Genomic DNA, 18,436 nt, shown 5'->3' with positions numbered 1-18,436 from the left:
AAAGGAGGGTATAATGGGCGGATTATACACATTAGGACGATATCATGGCGAAAACCGCGGCGGCTTTACATATCCTCGTGAAAGAGGAAGCGCAGGCCAAATCCCTGCTAGCGCAGCTTGAGAAAGGCGCGAACTTCCAGCAGCTCGCAAAGAAACATTCCACTTGCCCATCCGGGCGCAACGGCGGTGATTTGGGGGAGTTCCGTAAAGGACAAATGGTGCCGGCATTTGATAAGGCGGTCTTCTCCTGTCCGCTATTACAGCCTTATGGACCGGTGAAAACCGCCTTTGGTTACCACATCATAAAAGTGTTGTGGCGTAACTGATTACTTCTGATTCTTCATCTGCTGCAGTACCTTACTGCATTGATTTTCGTCAGTGTCGCTTGGCGAAATCAGTGCGACCAGGGCAGCGGCAGGTGCAACGACGGCACCCAGCGCGATCGCTGCGGCTCCGCGCGCAATCAGCGGCCCCGCTTTCACACCGGCATCCGGATTTTTAAAGGTGCCGCGCACATAAAGCGGCGAACGCAGCGTGATAATGCGAATCCCTTTACTCTCCGGATTGATCGACAAGTCCAGTCGTTCATTAGCGAAGTTGACATTGCCGTCCACATTAATCACCGCATTCTCGGTATCCAGCAGGAACAGCTTCGGCGTCGCTAAGCCCTGACGGATATTCAGATCGGTGGCCGCGCAGTTGATTTTCACCTCATCATCGCCGAACAGTTTACCCACCACATAGTTGCCGACATTCAGTCCGGCAATTTCCATCAGGCTGCGGCTGATCAGGCCATCATTCATCAGTAACTTCAGCTCACCATTGCTGGTGCCCAGCAGATCTGCCACCGAATTGCCGGTGCCGCTCAGCGTGGCATCGCCGTTAAGCTGGCCCAAACTGTTTTGCATCGCGGTGACATCCGGGAACAACTGACGCAGGCGCAGCTTACGCGCATGCAAATCGGCGCGTCCGCGCATTGGGCTGCGATCGCCTTCCAGATGAATAGTGGAATTGATGCTGCCGCCCGCCATACCGAAGCGCAACGGATCGAGCAGTAAGTCACCCTTTTTCAATTGCAGATGCGTGTAGAGATCGCTTAACGGCAGCTTGCTACTGTGCTCAATGCGTTTACCGCTGAACTTCACATCCGCATCCATCACGTCCCAACTTTTGGTATCGAACTTGTCATGCGGCAATACGCGATCGGCTGGCTGCGATGCTGCGTCACCGCGCTGCGCTTTGGCCTGCTGCGTTTTCTCGCTGCCTTTGCCCGAATCGACGCCAATTAGCGGCCCCAAATCTTCCATACGCAGCTGATTCGAGGTGAGTTCTCCAGTTAACGTTGGACGCGGTTTGCCCTGACGATAGCTAAGCGAACCGTGAATATCGCTATCGCCAATGTGGCCGTTAAACTTCTCGTAACGGAATAGCGGCCCTTTCTCCTCGTTGAAACGCGCAATCAAATGACCGTCGGTTTCATACGGCGGCGTATCGGGCAACAGCACGCCAGTCAGGCCATACAGATTGGCCAACGTGTCACCGGCGAAGCGCAGACGCACATCCAGCCCACCAAGATTAAGCGGATCCTGCAAGGTGCCATCAATGCGCACGCGCGTGGTGCCATTGCGTACATCCACCTGCAGCGGGAACGGCGTGTTTTTACTGCGCAGCGATAACATGCCGCCAATTTTACCCTCGCCATCCAGCTTCTGATTGTTGTAAGTACCGTTCGCCTGCCAGCCAAAGACAAAATCACCTGCGCCTTTTTGCTGATCGTCACCACCCGCAACCTGTGCGTACGGCACCGGTTTGCCCAGCGGATTAATCGTTACCGTGACATCGGCTTTGTTGATCGCGTCGCGATAGCGCACTTGTCCTTGATCGAACAGGATGTTGTCGAGGCGGAAGGACCAGGCAGAAGGCGCAGCATTGGCATCACTGCTATCGCTGCTGGCTAAATCGAAGGTCCAGTTGTTCTTTTTGTCAGCGGTTTGCACCAGCCGCGCATCCGGCTTTTGCATTTTGATCCATGGCAGGTAAATCTGCTTGTGCAGCAGCGCCAGCGGCGCAATCGTCGCTTCGACCCGCTGCAAATGCACCATGGTGACGTCAGCAAGGGTTGGCGGATTACCAAGCATCACATCGTCGGCATGCACCTGCGGCCACGGCACCCAACTGCGCCAGCCGGGCTCTTCGCGATTGCGTACCCAAGCCACGCCGAGATCGCCGCGAATGGCAAAAGGTCGGTTCAGCTCGGCTGAAACTTTTTGATTAATCGTTGGTTTCAGGCGGTTCCAGTCAAAGGTGGCGATGATCACCACAATCACTACAACCAATAACAAAAAAATCCCGAACACCCAGCTCAGGATCTTTCGAGTACGTGACATATTGCTTCCTCCTTGCCCTTCCACGTCTGACTAAGGATAGTCGAGACGCCGCGGAACGGGATCAGGGAAGCTCAAGTGCCATGCGTTCCAGCTCGCTAAACGGCACCGGACGCGAGAAGAAATAGCCCTGCGCCGCCATGGCGGGCGAGCTGCGCACCTGTTGCCACTCCTCTTCAGTTTCTACGCCTTCCACGATAACGCCGTTACAGTAACGGTTGATTAACGCCAGCAGCATTGAAAACATCGAGCGACCTTCATCACTGGCGCGCAGCAGCATAAACAGCTCGCGGGACAGTTTGATGTAGTCGTAACGCAGTTCGGTCAGCGCGGAGAAGTTCGCCATGCCGGAGCCAAAATCATCCAGCCACAGCGGGCCGAGTTCTGGCATCTTCGCCACCATCTCTTCCTGCGGCAGCGCATGATGTTCCGTCAGTTCGAAGCGCACCCACGGCAGCTGGGCGATCAGAGAGCGAATCGACTCATGCTGCTCAATCTCCATCAGCGTTGGACCGTCAATATTTACCGATGCCACCAGCTGATGCTGATTGAAAAATTGTGACCATTTTATCAGCAGCTGCAGTTGTTCCTCGACGACACCGAGCCGCTGCGCGATATTCAGTGCTTCAAAATAGTCTTCGGGCGACAGCCTTTTTTCTGGTGCCGAGGGATGGGTCACCGCTGTCAATAATTCAATGGCCAGCAAGCGGCCTGAGACCTGGTAAATCGGCTGGAAAGTATAGAATCGTTGGCACTGCTGCCAGAAGAGACGCGTTTCCTGTTGTTGCTCCAGTTCATTTAAAACAGGCAGCCGATGACTCAAATTCTTCATCACCATGGTTTTTTCCTGGTTGGTGTTGAGTGCCTGCAAATAGCATCTCAGCGGCAAGTATCGGCGATCGCAGGGATAACTTTATCGATCTCGTTAGTCCCATGAATAGTTGAGTGTAACAGCCTGCTTCACGCTTAATCGGCAAAACAAACCGCGCTTTGGCCGTTAAATCACCGTAGTGTGGCGCGTTTACAGCCTTAAGTTAAATCAAAACATCGTTTTAAAAATCATTGACGACTGCCATACCAGACGCGAGACTAAGGCAGAATTCACTATAGGCCGAAGACCATGACGCAGAAGAAAATCGCTATTATTGGCGAATGCATGATTGAGCTGTCCGAGAAAGGTGAGAATATCAAACGCGGTTTTGGCGGCGATACGCTAAACACGGCGGTTTATCTGGCGCGTCAGTCAGATAGTCAGCAACTGCGTGTCGATTATGTCACCGCACTCGGCACCGACAGTTTCAGCGATCAGATGATCGCAGCCTGGCAGCAGGAACAAGTACAAACCGCGCTGATTCAGCGCCTCGACAATAAAATGCCGGGTTTGTATTTCATCGAAACCGACCAACATGGCGAGCGTACCTTCTGGTACTGGCGCAACGACGCCGCCGCCCGTTTCTGGCTGGATAGTGCGCAAGCGGATGAGATCTGCCAGCAGCTGGCGCACTACGATTATCTCTATTTGAGCGGTATCAGCCTGGCGATTCTGCCGGCGACCAGCCGCGACAAATTAATGGCACTGCTTCGCGCCTGTCGTCAAAACGGCGGCAAGGTGATTTTCGACAACAACTATCGTCCGCGTCTGTGGGCCGATAAACCCAGCGCTCAGCAAGCCTATGCCGAGATGCTGCGCCATACCGACATGGCGTTCCTGACGCTCGACGACGAAGATCTGCTGTGGGGCGAACAGCCGCTGGACGCGGTGATTGCTCGCACACGCGCAGCCGGCGTGCAGGAGATTGCCATCAAACGCGGCGCTGATTCCTGTCTGGTGGCGGTCGGTGATGAACCGCTGCGAGAAGTGGCTGCCATCAAACTGGCGAAAGAGAAAGTGATCGATACCACGGCGGCAGGCGACTCATTCAGTGCTGGGTATCTGGCGGTGCGTTTGGCCGGCGGCAGCGCCGAGGATGCCGCCGCACGCGGTCATCTCACCGCCAGCACGGTGATCCAGCATCGCGGCGCGATTATCCCGCTGAGCGCGATGCCGAAATAAAATAACAAACTCCACCAACCGTAGCGGCGCAATTTATTGCGCGATGAATCGCGCCGCTACAATCCCTGTACTATTCATTACCTAAGCTAACAAACCCACCCCCAAAGTTTGGCTTAACGCAGCATTTTTTCCTGCCAATTTCTGCTAATCGCTCAGCTCATCCACTTCTGTAACATCACCCGCCAAATGGCTTTAACCTGGCTTAACATAGCGATTTAAATTCAACGTGTTATGGGCCGAAAAGGGGCCGCCAGGCATAGTCCGAAACTGGCGGAATCAGCGGTTTTCGGCTGGACGTCAGCGTCAAAAAAGACCATGTTTTAATCAATAACAGCAGGATGCTGTTTCTCCGGCCGCGAAAAGAATAACGACAACATGACTCGCTCAGGACTGACTTATGCACACAGAAATTATCAATATCTGGCCCCACGGTGATGCGCCAGGCGCGAGCGATTCGCGCGCTCAGCCGCAGATCGTCGATCTCGCCAAAGAGTACGAACCTTACGATCGCGCAGCCACCGGCGTGCGCTGCCCGGAGATTGCCATCTGGCATCCAGAAACCTCGAACGGTATTACGCTGCTGGTGGCGCCGGGCGGCGGTTATCAACGCGTGTTAATCGATCGTGAAGGCAGCGCGCTCGCTACCTTTTTCACCTCCATGGGCTACACGCTGGCGGTGATGACCTATCGCCTGCCGTATGACGGACACCATGAAGGCCCAGACGCCCCACTGGCCGATGCGCAGCGTGCGGTGCGTGTGCTGCGTGAACGCGCACAACGGGGTATGAACGGCAAATATATCGTGATGATGGGCTTCTCGGCGGGCGGACACGTTGCCGCCAGCCTTGGCACGCGCTTTGGTGACAAACTCTATCCGGTTCAGGATCAGGCCGACAGCTTCTCGCCGCGCCCGGATGCGATGGTATTACTCTATCCGGTGATCAGCATGCGCGAAGGTCTGGCACATGAAGGCGCACGCACCCGCTTGCTCGGCGCGTGGCCGGATCAAAAAATGATTGAGGCGTATTCACTAGAGACGCGCGTGCATGCGCAAACGCCACCGACGCTGCTGATTCACGCCTCCGATGATGAATCGGTGTCGGTGAATAACAGCATGGTGTTCTTCAGCGCGCTGCGCGAGCACAAGGTGCCGGTAGAGATTCATTTCTATCAGAAAGGCGGCCACGGATTTGGTATTCGTGGCGTGGCAGATTTACCGCTCGCCAGCTGGCCGATGCTCGTCACCGAATGGCTTAGAGCCAAAACGTAATCCCCACCAAAATTCGAGTCATGCTCATCAGTTAAGGGATGAAAACCAACATTGCAGCGCGCATAAATCGTAGCGGCGCAATTCATTGCGCGATAAATCGCGCCGCTACAGAATGTGCGATGTGACTAACCGATGGGCATTACGCAATAATTCGAGCCGCAACTGCGACTCGAATTATTTAGGGGATATCACGAAGAAGGTTGGGCTTGTTCCGCCGCGCCTGCACTGTTATCCGGTTTTACTTCATCCGGAGCGGCAGGCGCAGCAGGTGCATCAGGAAGCTTCATCACTTTATCCCAGCCTTCCTGCAGCATTCTCACGTTAGTCTCGGCTTCACCTTGCGGCTGAATCAGCACCATGGTCAGCTCCTGCGACAATTGCTGGCGCAGTTCCTGATTGAGCTGATCACGCGTCATCTCGCTGAGGAAGGTCTGACGCAGCTTCTGATACTGCTCAGGCGCAATGTCTACAACCGAGTTTTGTTGCGAGCGCAGACGCTGCCCCATCAGAATATCGGTGTCGGTACGGGCGTAAGTGGCAAACAGCTTATTGAGTTCCAGCAGCTTCTGCGCCATCAGCGCATCAAATTCTTCCTGCGGTAACCCTTTGTCACGCACGGCCGCCAGCTCTTTCGCCACCTGATTCATATTCTGCGGCAACGAGGCATTTGGGCTGTCCATGTTGATCGAACACTGCGCGCGCTGATAAAGCACACGGCAATCGAAGCCAACCTGCACGCTTTGCGCTTTACTATCAGCCAGTGTGCGCTGCACGTGCCAGAACAGCGCTTCACGCGCTAAATCGCTCTGCCAGTAACGCTGCAGATTCTGTGAATCACGAATCGGCTGCCACGCGGTGTCCCACACCAGCGACAGACGATCCTGACTCATGCCACCATTCACCAGATTAACCGGCTGATGCGGCAGCGGTGACAGCGTCGGTAACACGGCTGGCGCTACACGTTTGCCTTGTAGCGGCGAGAAGGCTTTATTGATCTGTTCCGCCATGCTGCGGCTATCGACATTCCCCACCACATACAGCGTCATGCCATCGGGCGTGTACCACTGCTGATAGAAGCTGTTGAGCTGGGCGATATCAACTGGCGCGCGCGGTTGCTCGCCCGGATCGTGCGCCAGCATCGCCGAACCTTTCAGGCGATAGCGCCACCAGACATCCTGCGTATTGGCGGGCCAGGTCGCAATCGGATCGGTGGCCGTTAACGCTGTAGAAACAATCTGCTCATTAATCGTCATTTTACCGGCGGTCGCCGCCAGCCAGCTGAGTGCTTCTTTTAACAGATCGGGGCGGTTGTTCGGCAAGCTCAGGTTGTATTGGGTGTAATCGTATGACGAGATGGCGGGCGGCAGCGGACGTTGCGGATCCATGGCTTGTTGCCACAGCGCACGTTGCTGATTGGTGTCCAGCGTGGCGTTATGCACCATCGCTAAACGCGGTAAAAGATGGCTATAGCCGGTTTGTTGCGCACTCTCCACCAGCGAACCGGTGTTAACAATCAGGCGCAGCTCAATACGATCGCTTGGACGTTGTGGCGTGGTCAGCAGCTGCCAGCTAAAACCATTGTCCAGTTTGCCTTCTTGCCAGGCGGGATCGGGTTGGAGCGTCTCGGCGTGCACGCCAAAACCGGACGCTGCCAGAAGCAATCCGCCAACCAAAAGCCGAATTCTGGTGCCCTGCATGTGAACCCCTACTCAAACAGATCAACGCTCGTTAGCGCGGCATGTTCGGCCACATCTGGGGTGACCGGTGCGGCATTTTGCCGCCACGTTTATTTAATAACAGACTCTTTGACCACGAGAAGGTCAGGATGTCGCGCAACGAGGTAAAAAATCGGGAAAAAAATCAATGGGGTTTATTATGCAAATGCCCGCTGTCAGGGCAAGCGACAGCGGGCATTTCTCGGCAAATTAACGCAAATAGCAGGTTATGCGGCGGTTTCTGGTGCGTTATTCACCTTTTTCGATGAAGAAAGCGTCGCATTCATCTGTTTCTCATCCAGCTGACCGACCCACTTCGCCACCACGATCGTCGCCACGCCATTACCCACCAGATTCGTCAGCGCACGCGCTTCGGACATAAAGCGGTCAATCCCGAGAATCAGCGCCAACCCAGCGACCGGCAGATGTCCCACCGCCGACAAGGTTGCCGCCAGCACGATAAAGCCACTGCCGGTCACGCCCGCTGCGCCTTTTGAGGAGAGCAGCAGCACCACTAACAGCGTGATTTGGTGGAACACATCCATATGCGCGTTGGTCGCCTGCGCAATAAACACCGCCGCCATGGTGAGGTAAATCGAGGTGCCATCAAGATTGAACGAATAGCCGGTTGGAATCACCAATCCCACTACCGATTTCTTACAGCCGACCTTCTCCATCTTATCCAGCATGCGCGGCAGCGCAGACTCGGATGACGATGTGCCCAGTACAATCAGCAGCTCTTCTTTGATGTAAGCAATGAACTTAAAGATGTTGAAGCCAGCAAAACGGGCGATCAGACCCAATACCACCACCACAAACAGCACGCAGGTGAGATAGAAGCAGATGATCAACTGACCGAGTTGCACCAGCGATCCGACGCCATATTTCCCGATGGTAAAGGCCATGGCACCGAACGCACCGATGGGCGCCAGACGCATGATCATGTTGATCACGCCAAAAATCACTTTCGAGAAGCTCTCAATAACGTTGAACATCACCGTGCCCGCACTGCCAAGACGATGCAATGCAAAGCCGAACAGGATGGCGAACAGCAGCACTTGCAGAATGTTACCGCTGGCGAAAGCCCCGATCACACTATTCGGGATGACATCCAGTAAGAAGGCGACAATCCCCTGCTGCTCTGCCTGCTGGGCGTAAACCGCGACCGCTTTGGCGTCCAGCGTGGCCGGATCGATATTCATGCCCGCGCCTGGCTGCACCACATTGACGACCACCAAACCGATAATCAGCGCGATGGTGCTGACCACTTCAAAGTACAGCAGCGCCACTGCGCCGGTACGTCCAACGGCTTTCATGCTCTCCATGCCGGCAATACCGGTCACCACCGTACAGAAAATTACGGGGGCGATGATCATCTTGATCAGCTTAACGAAACCATCGCCGAGCGGCTTCATTTGCGCGCCTAACTCAGGATAGAAATGGCCCAACAGGACGCCGATGCCAATGGCAACCAGTACCTGAAAATAGAGGCTTTTTAAGATTTTCATAACAGGTGTCCAGTGAGACGGTTTACACCGCCATTGTTGTGGAGAACGCATGCGGCAAGCCGCCAGAAGCGTAAAACCTTACCGATGGCGAGGAAAATAACACCCTGTTAACAAGATTAATATCCCCTAACATTCCTTACAAAAGTTACAAAACTCTAACTATGAACTGAAACGCTTCAGCTTAGCGCTTCGCTACAATTTTGTAAGGAAAATCAATAACCAAGGTGATTATTCAGGGAGTTGCGAGCGTTTGAGCCAGCGTTGATTGAAGACGTTAAGTGGCAGCGCTTCAGCGTATAAGTAGCCTTGCCCTATAGTAATTCCGCGCGCCAGCAGCCAATCGCGCTGCTCGGCGGTTTCAACGCCCTCAGCAATCACGTCGAGGTGAATGATGTCGGCAATGGCCGCCACAATGCGCACCATGGTGTCATCATCCGGCAGCGCGGCAACAAAGCTGCGATCCATTTTCAGCTTATTCACTGGCAGCGCTTTGAACTGATGCAGATAGTTGAGGTTGGAGTAGCCCATGCCGAAGTCGTCGAGTGCAACGGCCACGCCGGTTTGCTGCAGCGAACGCAGCAGCGCAATCGCCTGCTCGGCATCGCCAATCTGTGCGGTTTCGGTGATTTCCAGCACGAAATTGCCCGGCGCAATGCGATGGCGCTCAAGCAAGCCCTGCAAATGGCTAACCATGCTGGCATCACGCAGCTGCACCGCCGAGATGTTAACGCTGAGTGGAATGTTAATTCCCTGCTTCTGCCAGCCAGCCAGAATGCGGCAGGCCTCTTCAAACACCCAGCGACCAATCGCCGAAATCACGCCAATCTCTTCAGCGCTGGCGATAAACTCTTCCGATAAACCGTAGCTGCCATCCGGCATGCGCATGCGCAGTAGCGCTTCGGCACCGGCCAGTTCGCCGGTTTCCATGTTGATTTGCGGCTGCAGATAAAGGGCAAACTGCTCGTCCTGCAAGCCTTGCAAGATGTCGTGCTCCTGCGTTAAACGCTTTTGCGCACGCTCGGTCAGCGCCGGATCGAAGAACAGAATCTGATTTTTGCCCTGATGGCGCGCCGACATCATCGCCGAGGTCGCACGATCGAGCTGTACGCTGGCCGAGATGCTGTTCTCTTCGTGCAACGCCAGGCCGATACTGGCATTCGGACGCAGCTGCAACTGTTGCAGGTTAACGGGCTGATTGATACGAATCATCAGATTGCGCGCCAGGCGCATGGCACGGAATGGATTGTGCGCGCGCTTCATCAACAAGGCAAAATCGCTGGGACCGGTTTGTGCCAGCAGCGAGTGGTCGTCTACGGTACTGCGAATCTTCTCAACCAGCGTCAACATCAGCGTATCGCGCTGTTCATCGCTCAGTACGCCGTTGGCTTCCTGCAGCGTCTCAATGCGAATCACCATCAAGCCCCACGCCTGACGATTATGGCGATGGCTCATATGCTGTTCGAGGAGTGCCAGGAACAGCGCGCGGTTGGGCAGATCCGTGACGGCGAAATGGGTCGTCATGCGGCTCATTTCGTCATGAATTGACTCCAGCACCTGCTGATTGCGATTGTAGCTGCGAATCAGCATACCGATTTCATCATCGCGATGGTTATTCGGCAGCGTCATTTTGTGGGTCAGAATCGCCTGCGGCGGCAGCTCCTGTAAATCACGCGAGATATCGCGCAGCGGATGCACAATCAAACGATTGATACACCAACTAATGGCGATTGAGAGAATCAGCGCCAGCAGCAAATAGGTGGTGATCATGGTCGACAACGTACTGAGCAGGAACTGATAGACGCGCGAAGAGTCAGCCTGCAGCACCAGATAGGCAATCGGCTTCGGCAAGCCCGATCGCTCCACCGAATAGAGCGGCAGCGTGATTTGTACCGGCAGCTCAAACAGGCGCGCTACCCAGCGCGGCACCGGTTTTTCTGGCGCGAAATCGGCGTGCAATGCCTGGAACGCGTTCGGTAGCACCACATCGGCGCGCGATAAAATACCGGCCGGTTTCAGGGTATTGAGGATGCGCTCGGCTTGCGGAATATCGGCTTTCAATACCGCATCGGAGAGCGGCTGACGCACGGTGTGCGCCACATTTTCCATTTGTTGGGCGTAGTCAATCCTGCGCTGCTGCACAAAGTGAAAGAGCTGGATGACAATAAAGATGCAGATGGTCACCATCGCCACGGCGGACACCGTCGCCATCTGCTTTATCGTTAGAGAACGACTGACGCGCAACAAAACTTCTCCAGGCCATTAAAGGCGTGTAATGAGATGAAATTCGCAGCGAGTATATCCCAGTTCACGCGTTTTTTTCGCCGGGATAAAGGCGAAAAATAGGCAAGTTTGGTTATTTGCGCAGCGATTCGGAATTATGCAGGTGATAAAAGTGCAGGGATGTGTAGCGGCGCGATTTATCGCGCAATAAATTGCGCCGCTACGACAGACGAAAAATTTGAAATCGATACTTACTGCGGATACGCCACCCAATCGCCGCCGTTCAGGCGGATCCACGGCTTGCCCTGATACATAATCACCACCGCGTTATCGTTCTCCGACACCACCGGCGACTGCGGCAGATTATCGGTTAGCACCGACATATTGACGTTCGGCGCGTTAAACACCTGGCCATCCACCACGCGCGACACGATTTCTGAGATTGCCAGCAGGCTGGTTGGCGTCTCGACGCTGAGCGGCTGACCCTGGTGCGGCGCTTTCATGCCAACAAACTTGATGCCGACCGGCACATGGGTGATATCCGGGCTGGGGATGTCACGCAAACCCGACATCTGCATCTTGTCGCCCTGCAGCGCCGCACCGTGTTCCGGCACCACCAACACCATCACGCGGCGGCCCGATTTCTCCAGATTGGTCAGGAAAGCATCGAGCTGATCAAACAGCACTTTGGCGCGCGGCTGCCAGTCCGCGCTGCGCGTGCTGCCCAGCTCGCGCGTCCCGTCATGCAGCGGAATCAGATTATAGAAGGTCGCGGAGCGCGCATCGCTGCTCTTGCTACGATCGTCGAGCCAGCGCTGCATCAGTTGCGCATCATTAAATACCGGCGAGCCATCAAACGACGTCACTTCCGGCGCAATGCCGGCCTGTGACATCAGCGGTGCTTGCAGATTGCCCTCTTCGCGCAGCTCTTTGAGATAGTTACCAAACACGCCGGTGTGATCCATCATCAGTTGCTGCCTGAAGCCAAGCCTGGCCAGATTATCAAACAGATAGCAGCGCTGATCGGTGGCTTTATACAAATCGCTGTGCGAACGCTGGCCGCAGCTGGCGCGCAACAGACGAATCCCCGCCGGACCGCTGTACCCGGTAGCGGAGTTGTAGTTGTTGAGCAGAATATCGAAGTGCTGCCACAGCGGATGATTACGCAACTGCGCAACATTCAAATCTGACCATGATAGCGAACAGATGTTGATCACCAGAATATCGAACGGCTGCGAATCGGCTGGCAATGCGTCTGGGAAGTGCGTAGATCGCTGACGCTCGGCGTCGTAAAAACGGTTGAGCCAGGCGGTCAGATTGGCGCTGGTGGGCGGCGCGGATTGGTCGAGGCCATCTGGCGCTTTCGCCGCCGGCGTAGCATTGAGCTTCACCGTCGGCGTTGCCGCGCTGCTCGGCAGTAAATTCATCGCTGGTCCGGCGATCGTTAGCACATTGAGCCAGATCAGCATCAGCGACACCAACACGGTGACGCGAATCCACTGCGCGACAAACAGATACAGCACCAGCAGCACAAAGCCCGCGCCAATCATCTCCCAGTTGATAAAGCGATTCGCAAGATCGAGCAGATAGCTGGGCGAGAAGCCCGCCAGCTGGCTGCCCTGGCTCATGATCGAATTGAGGCCCGGCAACCAGGTATCGTGCCAGAACAGCGCAAAGCCCATCGGCAGCGAAATCCACTGGCGCAGGCGATGCAGCCGCGCGCCCGGCAACGGGATCAGCAGCCACGCCAGAAACACCAGATTACTCAGCGCGTGAAAATTGAGGTAGCCGTACCACAGCAGCGCAAACTTGATCAGAAAATAAAAGTTCCAACCACCAAGGCCGCGCCACCAGGCACCGTGCATCGTGAATCTGTTATCCATGTTTATCCGTTTTTTTCACTTTACGTTGCCACAGCCCTTCGGATTTCAAAGCGCGGGTCGGCAATAAACGCAGCAGCGGATGGGTGCTGCTGCGCGTGAGCCCGCGTCCAAACAGTGACTTCAGCAGCAGCAAAATCAATAACAGCAAGATCGCCACCTGTACCCAATCCATCAACGTCATGAGTGTCCTACTCCATCAAGGTTGAGGGTAATCGGCTGCGGCGTTTGTGCGCCGCGAGCCGGTGCGGCTGCATTCTCGCTGGCAGGTGCGGCGACAAGGGGATCAGCTTGCACATCACGCTGTACCACCGGCGTGAGTTGGCGAATGTTGTCCGCCTCCGACACGATCTGATTGTCTTCAAACCAGACAATGCGGTTGCTAAACAGCTCATCGTGCGGCAGAGAGAAGATCGATTTCAGCGCGATATCCAAATCATTAAATCGGCACGAAGAGAGGAACAGATAGAGGCGGTCGTTCACCAGCGTCACCAAATCGCCAAAACGTCGTGGTTTGCACAACGTCAGAATCTGTTCGGGTTTCAGTTGCGGTACCGGACGCAGCGCCACCATTAACCCTTTGTCATTTTCCGGCAGCAGCGTGTTGCTCATTAGCTGCTGCACCGCCGCACAAAACGGTTCCAGCGGCAAATAACCTCTCTGCTGCAGTGGCTGAAGCGCCTGCATCAGGGCGTTGAGATTGGCGGGTACATGCCGCGAGAATTGCTGGCCCTGTATTCCCTCCAGCGTGGTGAGAAAGCGCGACAAACTGGCCGCCGTCGGCACGATGGCATTTACGCCACAGGCCAGCAGCAAACGCTCATCACTGTAGCGCAGCGTGGTACTCATTTCGCGTACCACCATCTTTAGCGCACTACCGCGTGAACGCCGCAAACTATGGACCATCTTCGCTAGCGTATTCATGTCTTGATTATGGGCCAGGCTAAAGATGACGGTTGCCGCGTTCGCCTGCTGGGCGCGCGAAAATACGCTTTCATTGTCACTAAATAATTGCCACTGCACAGAAAGCGGTGGCGCACCTTCCAGCACACCTTCATGCGCCAGGAATTGGTTTTCATCGTTGCGGCTTAATGGAATATGTTGTTCCGCTTCGTTAACGGCAATAAATTGATTGTCGACATAACTCAAACGGATAGCGCGATCGGCCAGTAATTTATTGGCGGCGTACCACCAGTTAATTCGATATTGCCAACTGTCCTGCTGAAATTCTAAATGTGCGAGACCATCAAGCTGGCGAAAATAAGCTTGCAGATGATTACGCAGGTGAATAATTGCTGTCCCAGACGTGATCATTAACAGCGTGATTTGTTTTTGCGTTAACAAACGGCGTATGCGCTTAAGCCAAATAGCCAGCTCATCCTGCGATAATTTCCCCCACAACGCGGCATTACTATAAAACAGCACTAAACCACTGCGGCTATTCAGCACGCGGGAAAAATCACTCTCTAGCCGCTTTAAACTGGTTTTATTGGCCGGCAGCGAAAATAACGGCATGCGTGCCGGACCGCCAATCGGATCGGGCGTTAGCAGCGCCTGCGGTTTCTCGTCGGCGCTGACAAGCGTAGCGGCATCTTGTTGGCTAACCACCTGACGCAGCAGTGCTCGTGCATCTTCCTGACGCTGGCTGGTAATCCAGTAAAACCCTGGTTTCTGCAGGGTATTTAATTCCTGCTGAAGCTGTTGCAGGCCGAGCGCATAGTGATTTTTCATCTTTTATTCACGATCGATACATTCCAGGCTAGTTTAATCTAGACGGCGCCGATGGGAACTGCTGAAATAATATTTTGGCTCCGACTTTACAAAAAATAGAACCACAATTCATCCGTTGTCGAATTTGGGTGGCAAAAAAGTAATGAAACATGAAAATGCCTTTTCACCGATCGCAATCAAGGCTGAAGAACACGATGATATTAATGCGTTGAGTGACGCCTTTTCTCTCAACGCATTTCGCTACATCGATATAGCCCGCGAAGCACGCCTGAATACCATTATGGCGCGCTGGCCGTTGCTGCGTGAAATAAGCGCGGCACAGGAGAGTGATCGTTAATGCCGGTTATTGCCCTTCAAGGACTACGCGGCGGCTGTGGCGCCACGGCCCTCAGCGCCGCGCTCGGCTGGGCGCTCAACGCGCTGCAGCAATCGGTGCTGGTGATCGATTTTTCCCCGGTAAATCAGCTGGCTGCCCATTTTAATATGCCACTTGATCGTCCTCAGGGCTGGGCGCCCGCGCTGTGTGAACAACACGCGTGGCAACAGTGCGCACAGCGCTATCAAGCGGGGCTGGATTTTCTGCCGTTTGGCGCGCTAACGGCGCAACAGCGCGCCAGCATCAACACTATCGACGCAGCATTTGCCGCACCGCTGCTGCACGCATTGCCGGTCCTGAAAGCGCACTACGACTGGATTATTTTTGACCTCCCCGCGGATCTATTGCCGTGGCAGCGATCCGTTGTTGCCGTCGCCGATCGTCTGCTGCAGGTGCTGACACTGGATGCCAACTGTCAGTTGCGTCTGCATCACACCCGCTTTTCCCCGCACACGCTGTTCCTGATCAACCAGTTCAACGCCAACAGCCAGCTACAGCAGGATCTGCACCAGCTGTGGATCAGTTCGCTGAAAAACCTGATTCCGCAGGTGATTCATCGCGATGAAGCGCTGGCGGAAGCGCTAATGATGAAACAGCCGGTGGGCGAATATCGGCCACATGCGCTGGCCAGTGAAGAGATCAACACGCTGGCCAACTGGCTGCTGCTGCACGTGGCGGGAGGCGCAGCGTGAATCCATTACGCTGGCTGCTGATGCCACAGGCGTGGCAGGCGCTACAGCGCCGCGCTCAGCTGGCGCATCAGCATGGCGCGGGCCGCTTCACCATCGCGCTACATCTCATGTGGTGCGTGCTCGCCTGGTCGCTGTTGCGACTGGAAACACCTAGCTGGCAGCGCATCCTGCAGCATCGTCAACGTTACTACCCGCAAATTTCGCCGCTGCGCCCGCGCCCGCTGGATGCGCTACGCTACGCCACGCAAAGCCTGTGGCTGATGCTGGTATTACCGCTTGATCAGCGCACGCGCAAAGGTTTCAGCGTCAAGCCGCTGTTGCGTTGGCGTGAGCCGCTGTATCAGTGGCTCGGCGCGCTACCGGCACGGCTGGAACAAACCCGTTTTGCTCAGCGCAGCGAACAACGTATTCAGGCGCTGCCAGCGTGGTTGCGCCAGCTGCTGTTTATCGTGGCGGCGATTGTCGCCAGCCTGTTGGCGCTGTTGTGTATCTCGCAACCTTTCGGCATCACCACGCAATTCGTCTTCGTGCTGCTGCTATGGGGATTGGCGATGCTGGTGCGTCGCGTGCCGGGCCGCTTGTCCACCATCATGCTGATCGTCTTGTCGCTGACTATCTCCTGCCGTTATTTGTGGTGGCGCTACACCGAAACCCTCAACTGGGACGATCCGCTCAGCCTGACGTTTGGCCTGCTGCTGATTGGTGCCGAAACCTATGCGTGGGCGGTGTTGGTGCTGGGATATTTTCAGACGCTGTGGCCACTCAATCGTCAGCCGGTTTCGATGCCACCGGACATTACCGCGTGGCCGAGCGTCGATATTCTGGTGCCGACCTACAACGAACCGCTCAGCGTGGTGAAACCGACCCTCTATGCGGCGATGGGCATCGACTGGCCGCAGGAGAAGCTCAACATTTATCTGCTGGATGATGGCACACGCGAGGAGTTCCGCGCGTTTGCCGCCAGCATTGGCATCAATTATGTGGTGCGCCCTACTCACGAACACGCCAAAGCGGGCAACATCAACCATGCACTGAAAGCGGTGTGCCGTAGCGAATATGTGACGATTTTTGACTGTGACCATGTGCCGACCCGCTCGTTCCTGCAGCTGACGATGGGCTGGTTCCTGAAAGATCATCGGCTGGCGATGTTGCAAACGCCGCACCACTTCTTCTCGCCCGATCCGTTCGAGCGCAACCTCGGTCGCTTCCGTCAGACGCCTAACGAAGGTTCACTGTTTTATGGCCTGGTGCAGGATGGCAACGATACCTGGGATGCGGCGTTCTTCTGTGGCTCCTGCGCGGTGCTGCGCCGTACCGCGCTGGATCACATCGGCGGCATTGCGGTAGAAACCGTCACCGAAGATGCGCACACCTCGCTGCGCCTGCATCGCCAGGGTTACACCTCAGCGTATATTCGCATTCCGCAGGCCGCGGGTCTGGCCACCGAGAGTCTATCGGCGCATATTGGCCAGCGTATCCGCTGGGCGCGCGGCATGGTGCAGATTTTCCGCCTCGATAACCCGCTGTTCGGCAAAGGGTTAAAGCTGGTGCAGCGCCTGTGTTACGCCAACGCCATGCTGCACTTTCTCGCCGGGATTCCGCGCCTGATCTTCCTGCTGGCACCGCTGGCGTTTCTGCTGTTCCACGCCTACATCATCTACGCACCCGCACTGGCAATAGCCATCTACGTACTGCCGCATATGCTGCACACCAGCCTGACCAACTCGCGTATTCAGGGCCGCTGGCGACATTCGTTCTGGAGCGAAGTGTATGAAACCGTGCTGGCGTGGTACATCGCGCGGCCCACTACGGTGGCGCTGTTCAATCCGCACAAAGGCAAGTTCAACGTCACCGCCAAAGGCGGTTTGGTGGCGGAACGTCATCTCGATTGGGTGATTACCAAGCCGTACATGATGCTGGTGTTGCTGAATATTGCCGGTATCGGCATGGCCTTCTGGCGTATGGCTTACGGTCCGGCCAACGAAATGCTCACCATTTGGGTCAGCCTGGTCTGGGTGCTTTACAACATGATTATCCTTGGCGGCGCGGTGGCGGTTTCCGTAGAAGCACGTCAAATCCGCGAAGCACATCGTGTGGAGATCGCCATGCCCGCCGCCATCGCGCGTGAGGATGGACATATGGTGCCCTGTACACTGCGCGACTACTCCGACGGCGGCGTGGGCGTTGAGTTGCGCGAGGCCGATGCGTTGAAAGAAGACGAAACTGTGTCGCTGCTGCTGCGCCGTGGTCAGCAAGAGTTCAGCTTCCCGTGTCAGGTGCAGCGGGTGTTTGGCCGTCGCGCCGGGATTCGCCTGCATCAACTCACCACGCGCCAACACATCGAATTTATTCAGTGCACCTTCGCCCGCGCCGACACCTGGGCGCTGTGGCAGGACGGCTTCCCGGAAGATAAACCGGTGCAAAGTCTGGCCGACATTATGGTGCTGGGTTTTAAAGGCTATCTGCGTCTGGCCGAGTATGGGCCTGCACCACTACGCCGTTTATTCCGTGCGCTCACCGCGCTGGTGAGCTGGCTGGCGACGCTGCTGCCGCAGCGTATTGCGCGCCAGCCTGCGACGATCAATACCGATTTCACTTAAGTTGACG

Annotated in this window: 14 protein-coding genes; 6 read left to right on the top strand and 8 right to left on the bottom strand. The window is 55.6% G+C overall.

Annotated features, from left to right (window positions below; all coding sequences use genetic code 11):
• The first annotated feature begins 44 nt into the window (after positions 1–44).
• Complete coding sequence (gene ppiC / locus AC6I8K_RS00835) at positions 45–326, top strand: peptidylprolyl isomerase PpiC (protein ID WP_008105734.1); 282 nt, start codon at positions 45–47, stop codon at positions 324–326.
• Here the strand turns inward: ppiC and AC6I8K_RS00830 are convergent, their stop codons facing one another.
• Entirely contained in the window at positions 327–2,387 is a 2,061-nt protein-coding gene (locus tag AC6I8K_RS00830; RefSeq protein WP_064738181.1) for an AsmA family protein, read from the bottom strand.
• 61 nt (positions 2,388–2,448) lie between these two features.
• Positions 2,449–3,222, bottom strand: coding sequence for a cyclic-guanylate-specific phosphodiesterase (gene pdeH, locus AC6I8K_RS00825; protein WP_064738182.1), 774 nt, complete (start codon positions 3,220–3,222; stop codon positions 2,449–2,451).
• 282 nt (positions 3,223–3,504) lie between these two features.
• Here pdeH and kdgK point away from each other — a divergent pair, with 282 nt between their 5' ends.
• Together kdgK and AC6I8K_RS00815 are read left to right on the top strand one after the other, a co-directional pair.
• A complete protein-coding gene (gene kdgK / locus AC6I8K_RS00820; protein WP_497826091.1) occupies positions 3,505–4,437 on the top strand; it encodes a 2-dehydro-3-deoxygluconokinase in 933 nt (310 codons plus the stop codon).
• A gap of 397 nt (positions 4,438–4,834) precedes the next feature.
• Entirely contained in the window at positions 4,835–5,707 is an 873-nt protein-coding gene (locus AC6I8K_RS00815; RefSeq protein ID WP_064738184.1) for an alpha/beta hydrolase, read from the top strand.
• Between the two features lie 188 nt (positions 5,708–5,895).
• On the opposite strand, the gene AC6I8K_RS00810 is transcribed toward AC6I8K_RS00815, so the two are convergent.
• The 6 genes from AC6I8K_RS00810 to bcsE form a co-directional block, all read right to left on the bottom strand.
• Positions 5,896–7,404 (bottom strand): M16 family metallopeptidase, encoded by a 1,509-nt coding sequence (locus AC6I8K_RS00810; RefSeq protein ID WP_064738185.1) that lies wholly within the window; start codon positions 7,402–7,404, stop codon positions 5,896–5,898.
• A 245-nt stretch (positions 7,405–7,649) separates the two neighbouring features.
• Positions 7,650–8,930, bottom strand: a complete 1,281-nt coding sequence (locus tag AC6I8K_RS00805) for a dicarboxylate/amino acid:cation symporter (RefSeq protein WP_064738186.1) — start codon at positions 8,928–8,930, stop codon at positions 7,650–7,652.
• Positions 8,931–9,158: 228 nt separating this feature from the next.
• Positions 9,159–11,171, bottom strand: coding sequence for a biofilm formation regulator HmsP (gene hmsP / locus AC6I8K_RS00800; protein ID WP_497827212.1), 2,013 nt, complete (start codon positions 11,169–11,171; stop codon positions 9,159–9,161).
• Positions 11,172–11,401: 230 nt separating this feature from the next.
• Positions 11,402–13,033: a cellulose biosynthesis protein BcsG gene (gene bcsG / locus AC6I8K_RS00795; RefSeq protein ID WP_497826090.1), complete on the bottom strand. Its 1,632-nt coding sequence runs from the start codon at positions 13,031–13,033 to the stop codon at positions 11,402–11,404.
• Positions 13,026–13,214 carry a cellulose biosynthesis protein BcsF gene (gene bcsF / locus AC6I8K_RS00790; RefSeq protein WP_064738189.1) on the bottom strand — a complete coding sequence of 63 codons (189 nt, stop codon included), beginning with the start codon at positions 13,212–13,214 and terminating at the stop codon, positions 13,026–13,028. Before bcsF ends, bcsG begins: the two co-directional genes overlap by 8 nt.
• Positions 13,211–14,761, bottom strand: coding sequence for a cellulose biosynthesis protein BcsE (bcsE, locus tag AC6I8K_RS00785; RefSeq protein WP_483816566.1), 1,551 nt, complete (start codon positions 14,759–14,761; stop codon positions 13,211–13,213). Before bcsE ends, bcsF begins: the two co-directional genes overlap by 4 nt.
• A gap of 142 nt (positions 14,762–14,903) precedes the next feature.
• On the opposite strand from bcsE, the gene bcsR reads away from it, so the two are divergent.
• Genes bcsR through bcsA form a run of 3 tightly spaced genes read left to right on the top strand, consistent with a single transcriptional unit; the run spans position 14,904 to position 18,429 of the window.
• Complete coding sequence (bcsR, locus tag AC6I8K_RS00780) at positions 14,904–15,098, top strand: cellulose biosynthesis protein BcsR (protein WP_483816565.1); 195 nt, start codon at positions 14,904–14,906, stop codon at positions 15,096–15,098.
• Positions 15,098–15,829: a cellulose biosynthesis protein BcsQ gene (gene bcsQ / locus AC6I8K_RS00775; protein WP_483816564.1), complete on the top strand. Its 732-nt coding sequence runs from the start codon at positions 15,098–15,100 to the stop codon at positions 15,827–15,829. Before bcsR ends, bcsQ begins: the two co-directional genes overlap by 1 nt.
• Positions 15,826–18,429, top strand: coding sequence for a UDP-forming cellulose synthase catalytic subunit (gene bcsA / locus AC6I8K_RS00770; RefSeq protein ID WP_497826089.1), 2,604 nt, complete (start codon positions 15,826–15,828; stop codon positions 18,427–18,429). The genes bcsQ and bcsA overlap by 4 nt, the downstream gene beginning before the upstream one ends.
• Positions 18,430–18,436: the final 7 nt, after the last annotated feature.

This window comes from Pantoea sp. X-Soil-ISGK-421, assembly GCF_059730785.1.
The sequence above is the reverse complement of the archived record's forward strand: the minus strand, read 5'-3'. Positions and strand labels throughout refer to the sequence as shown.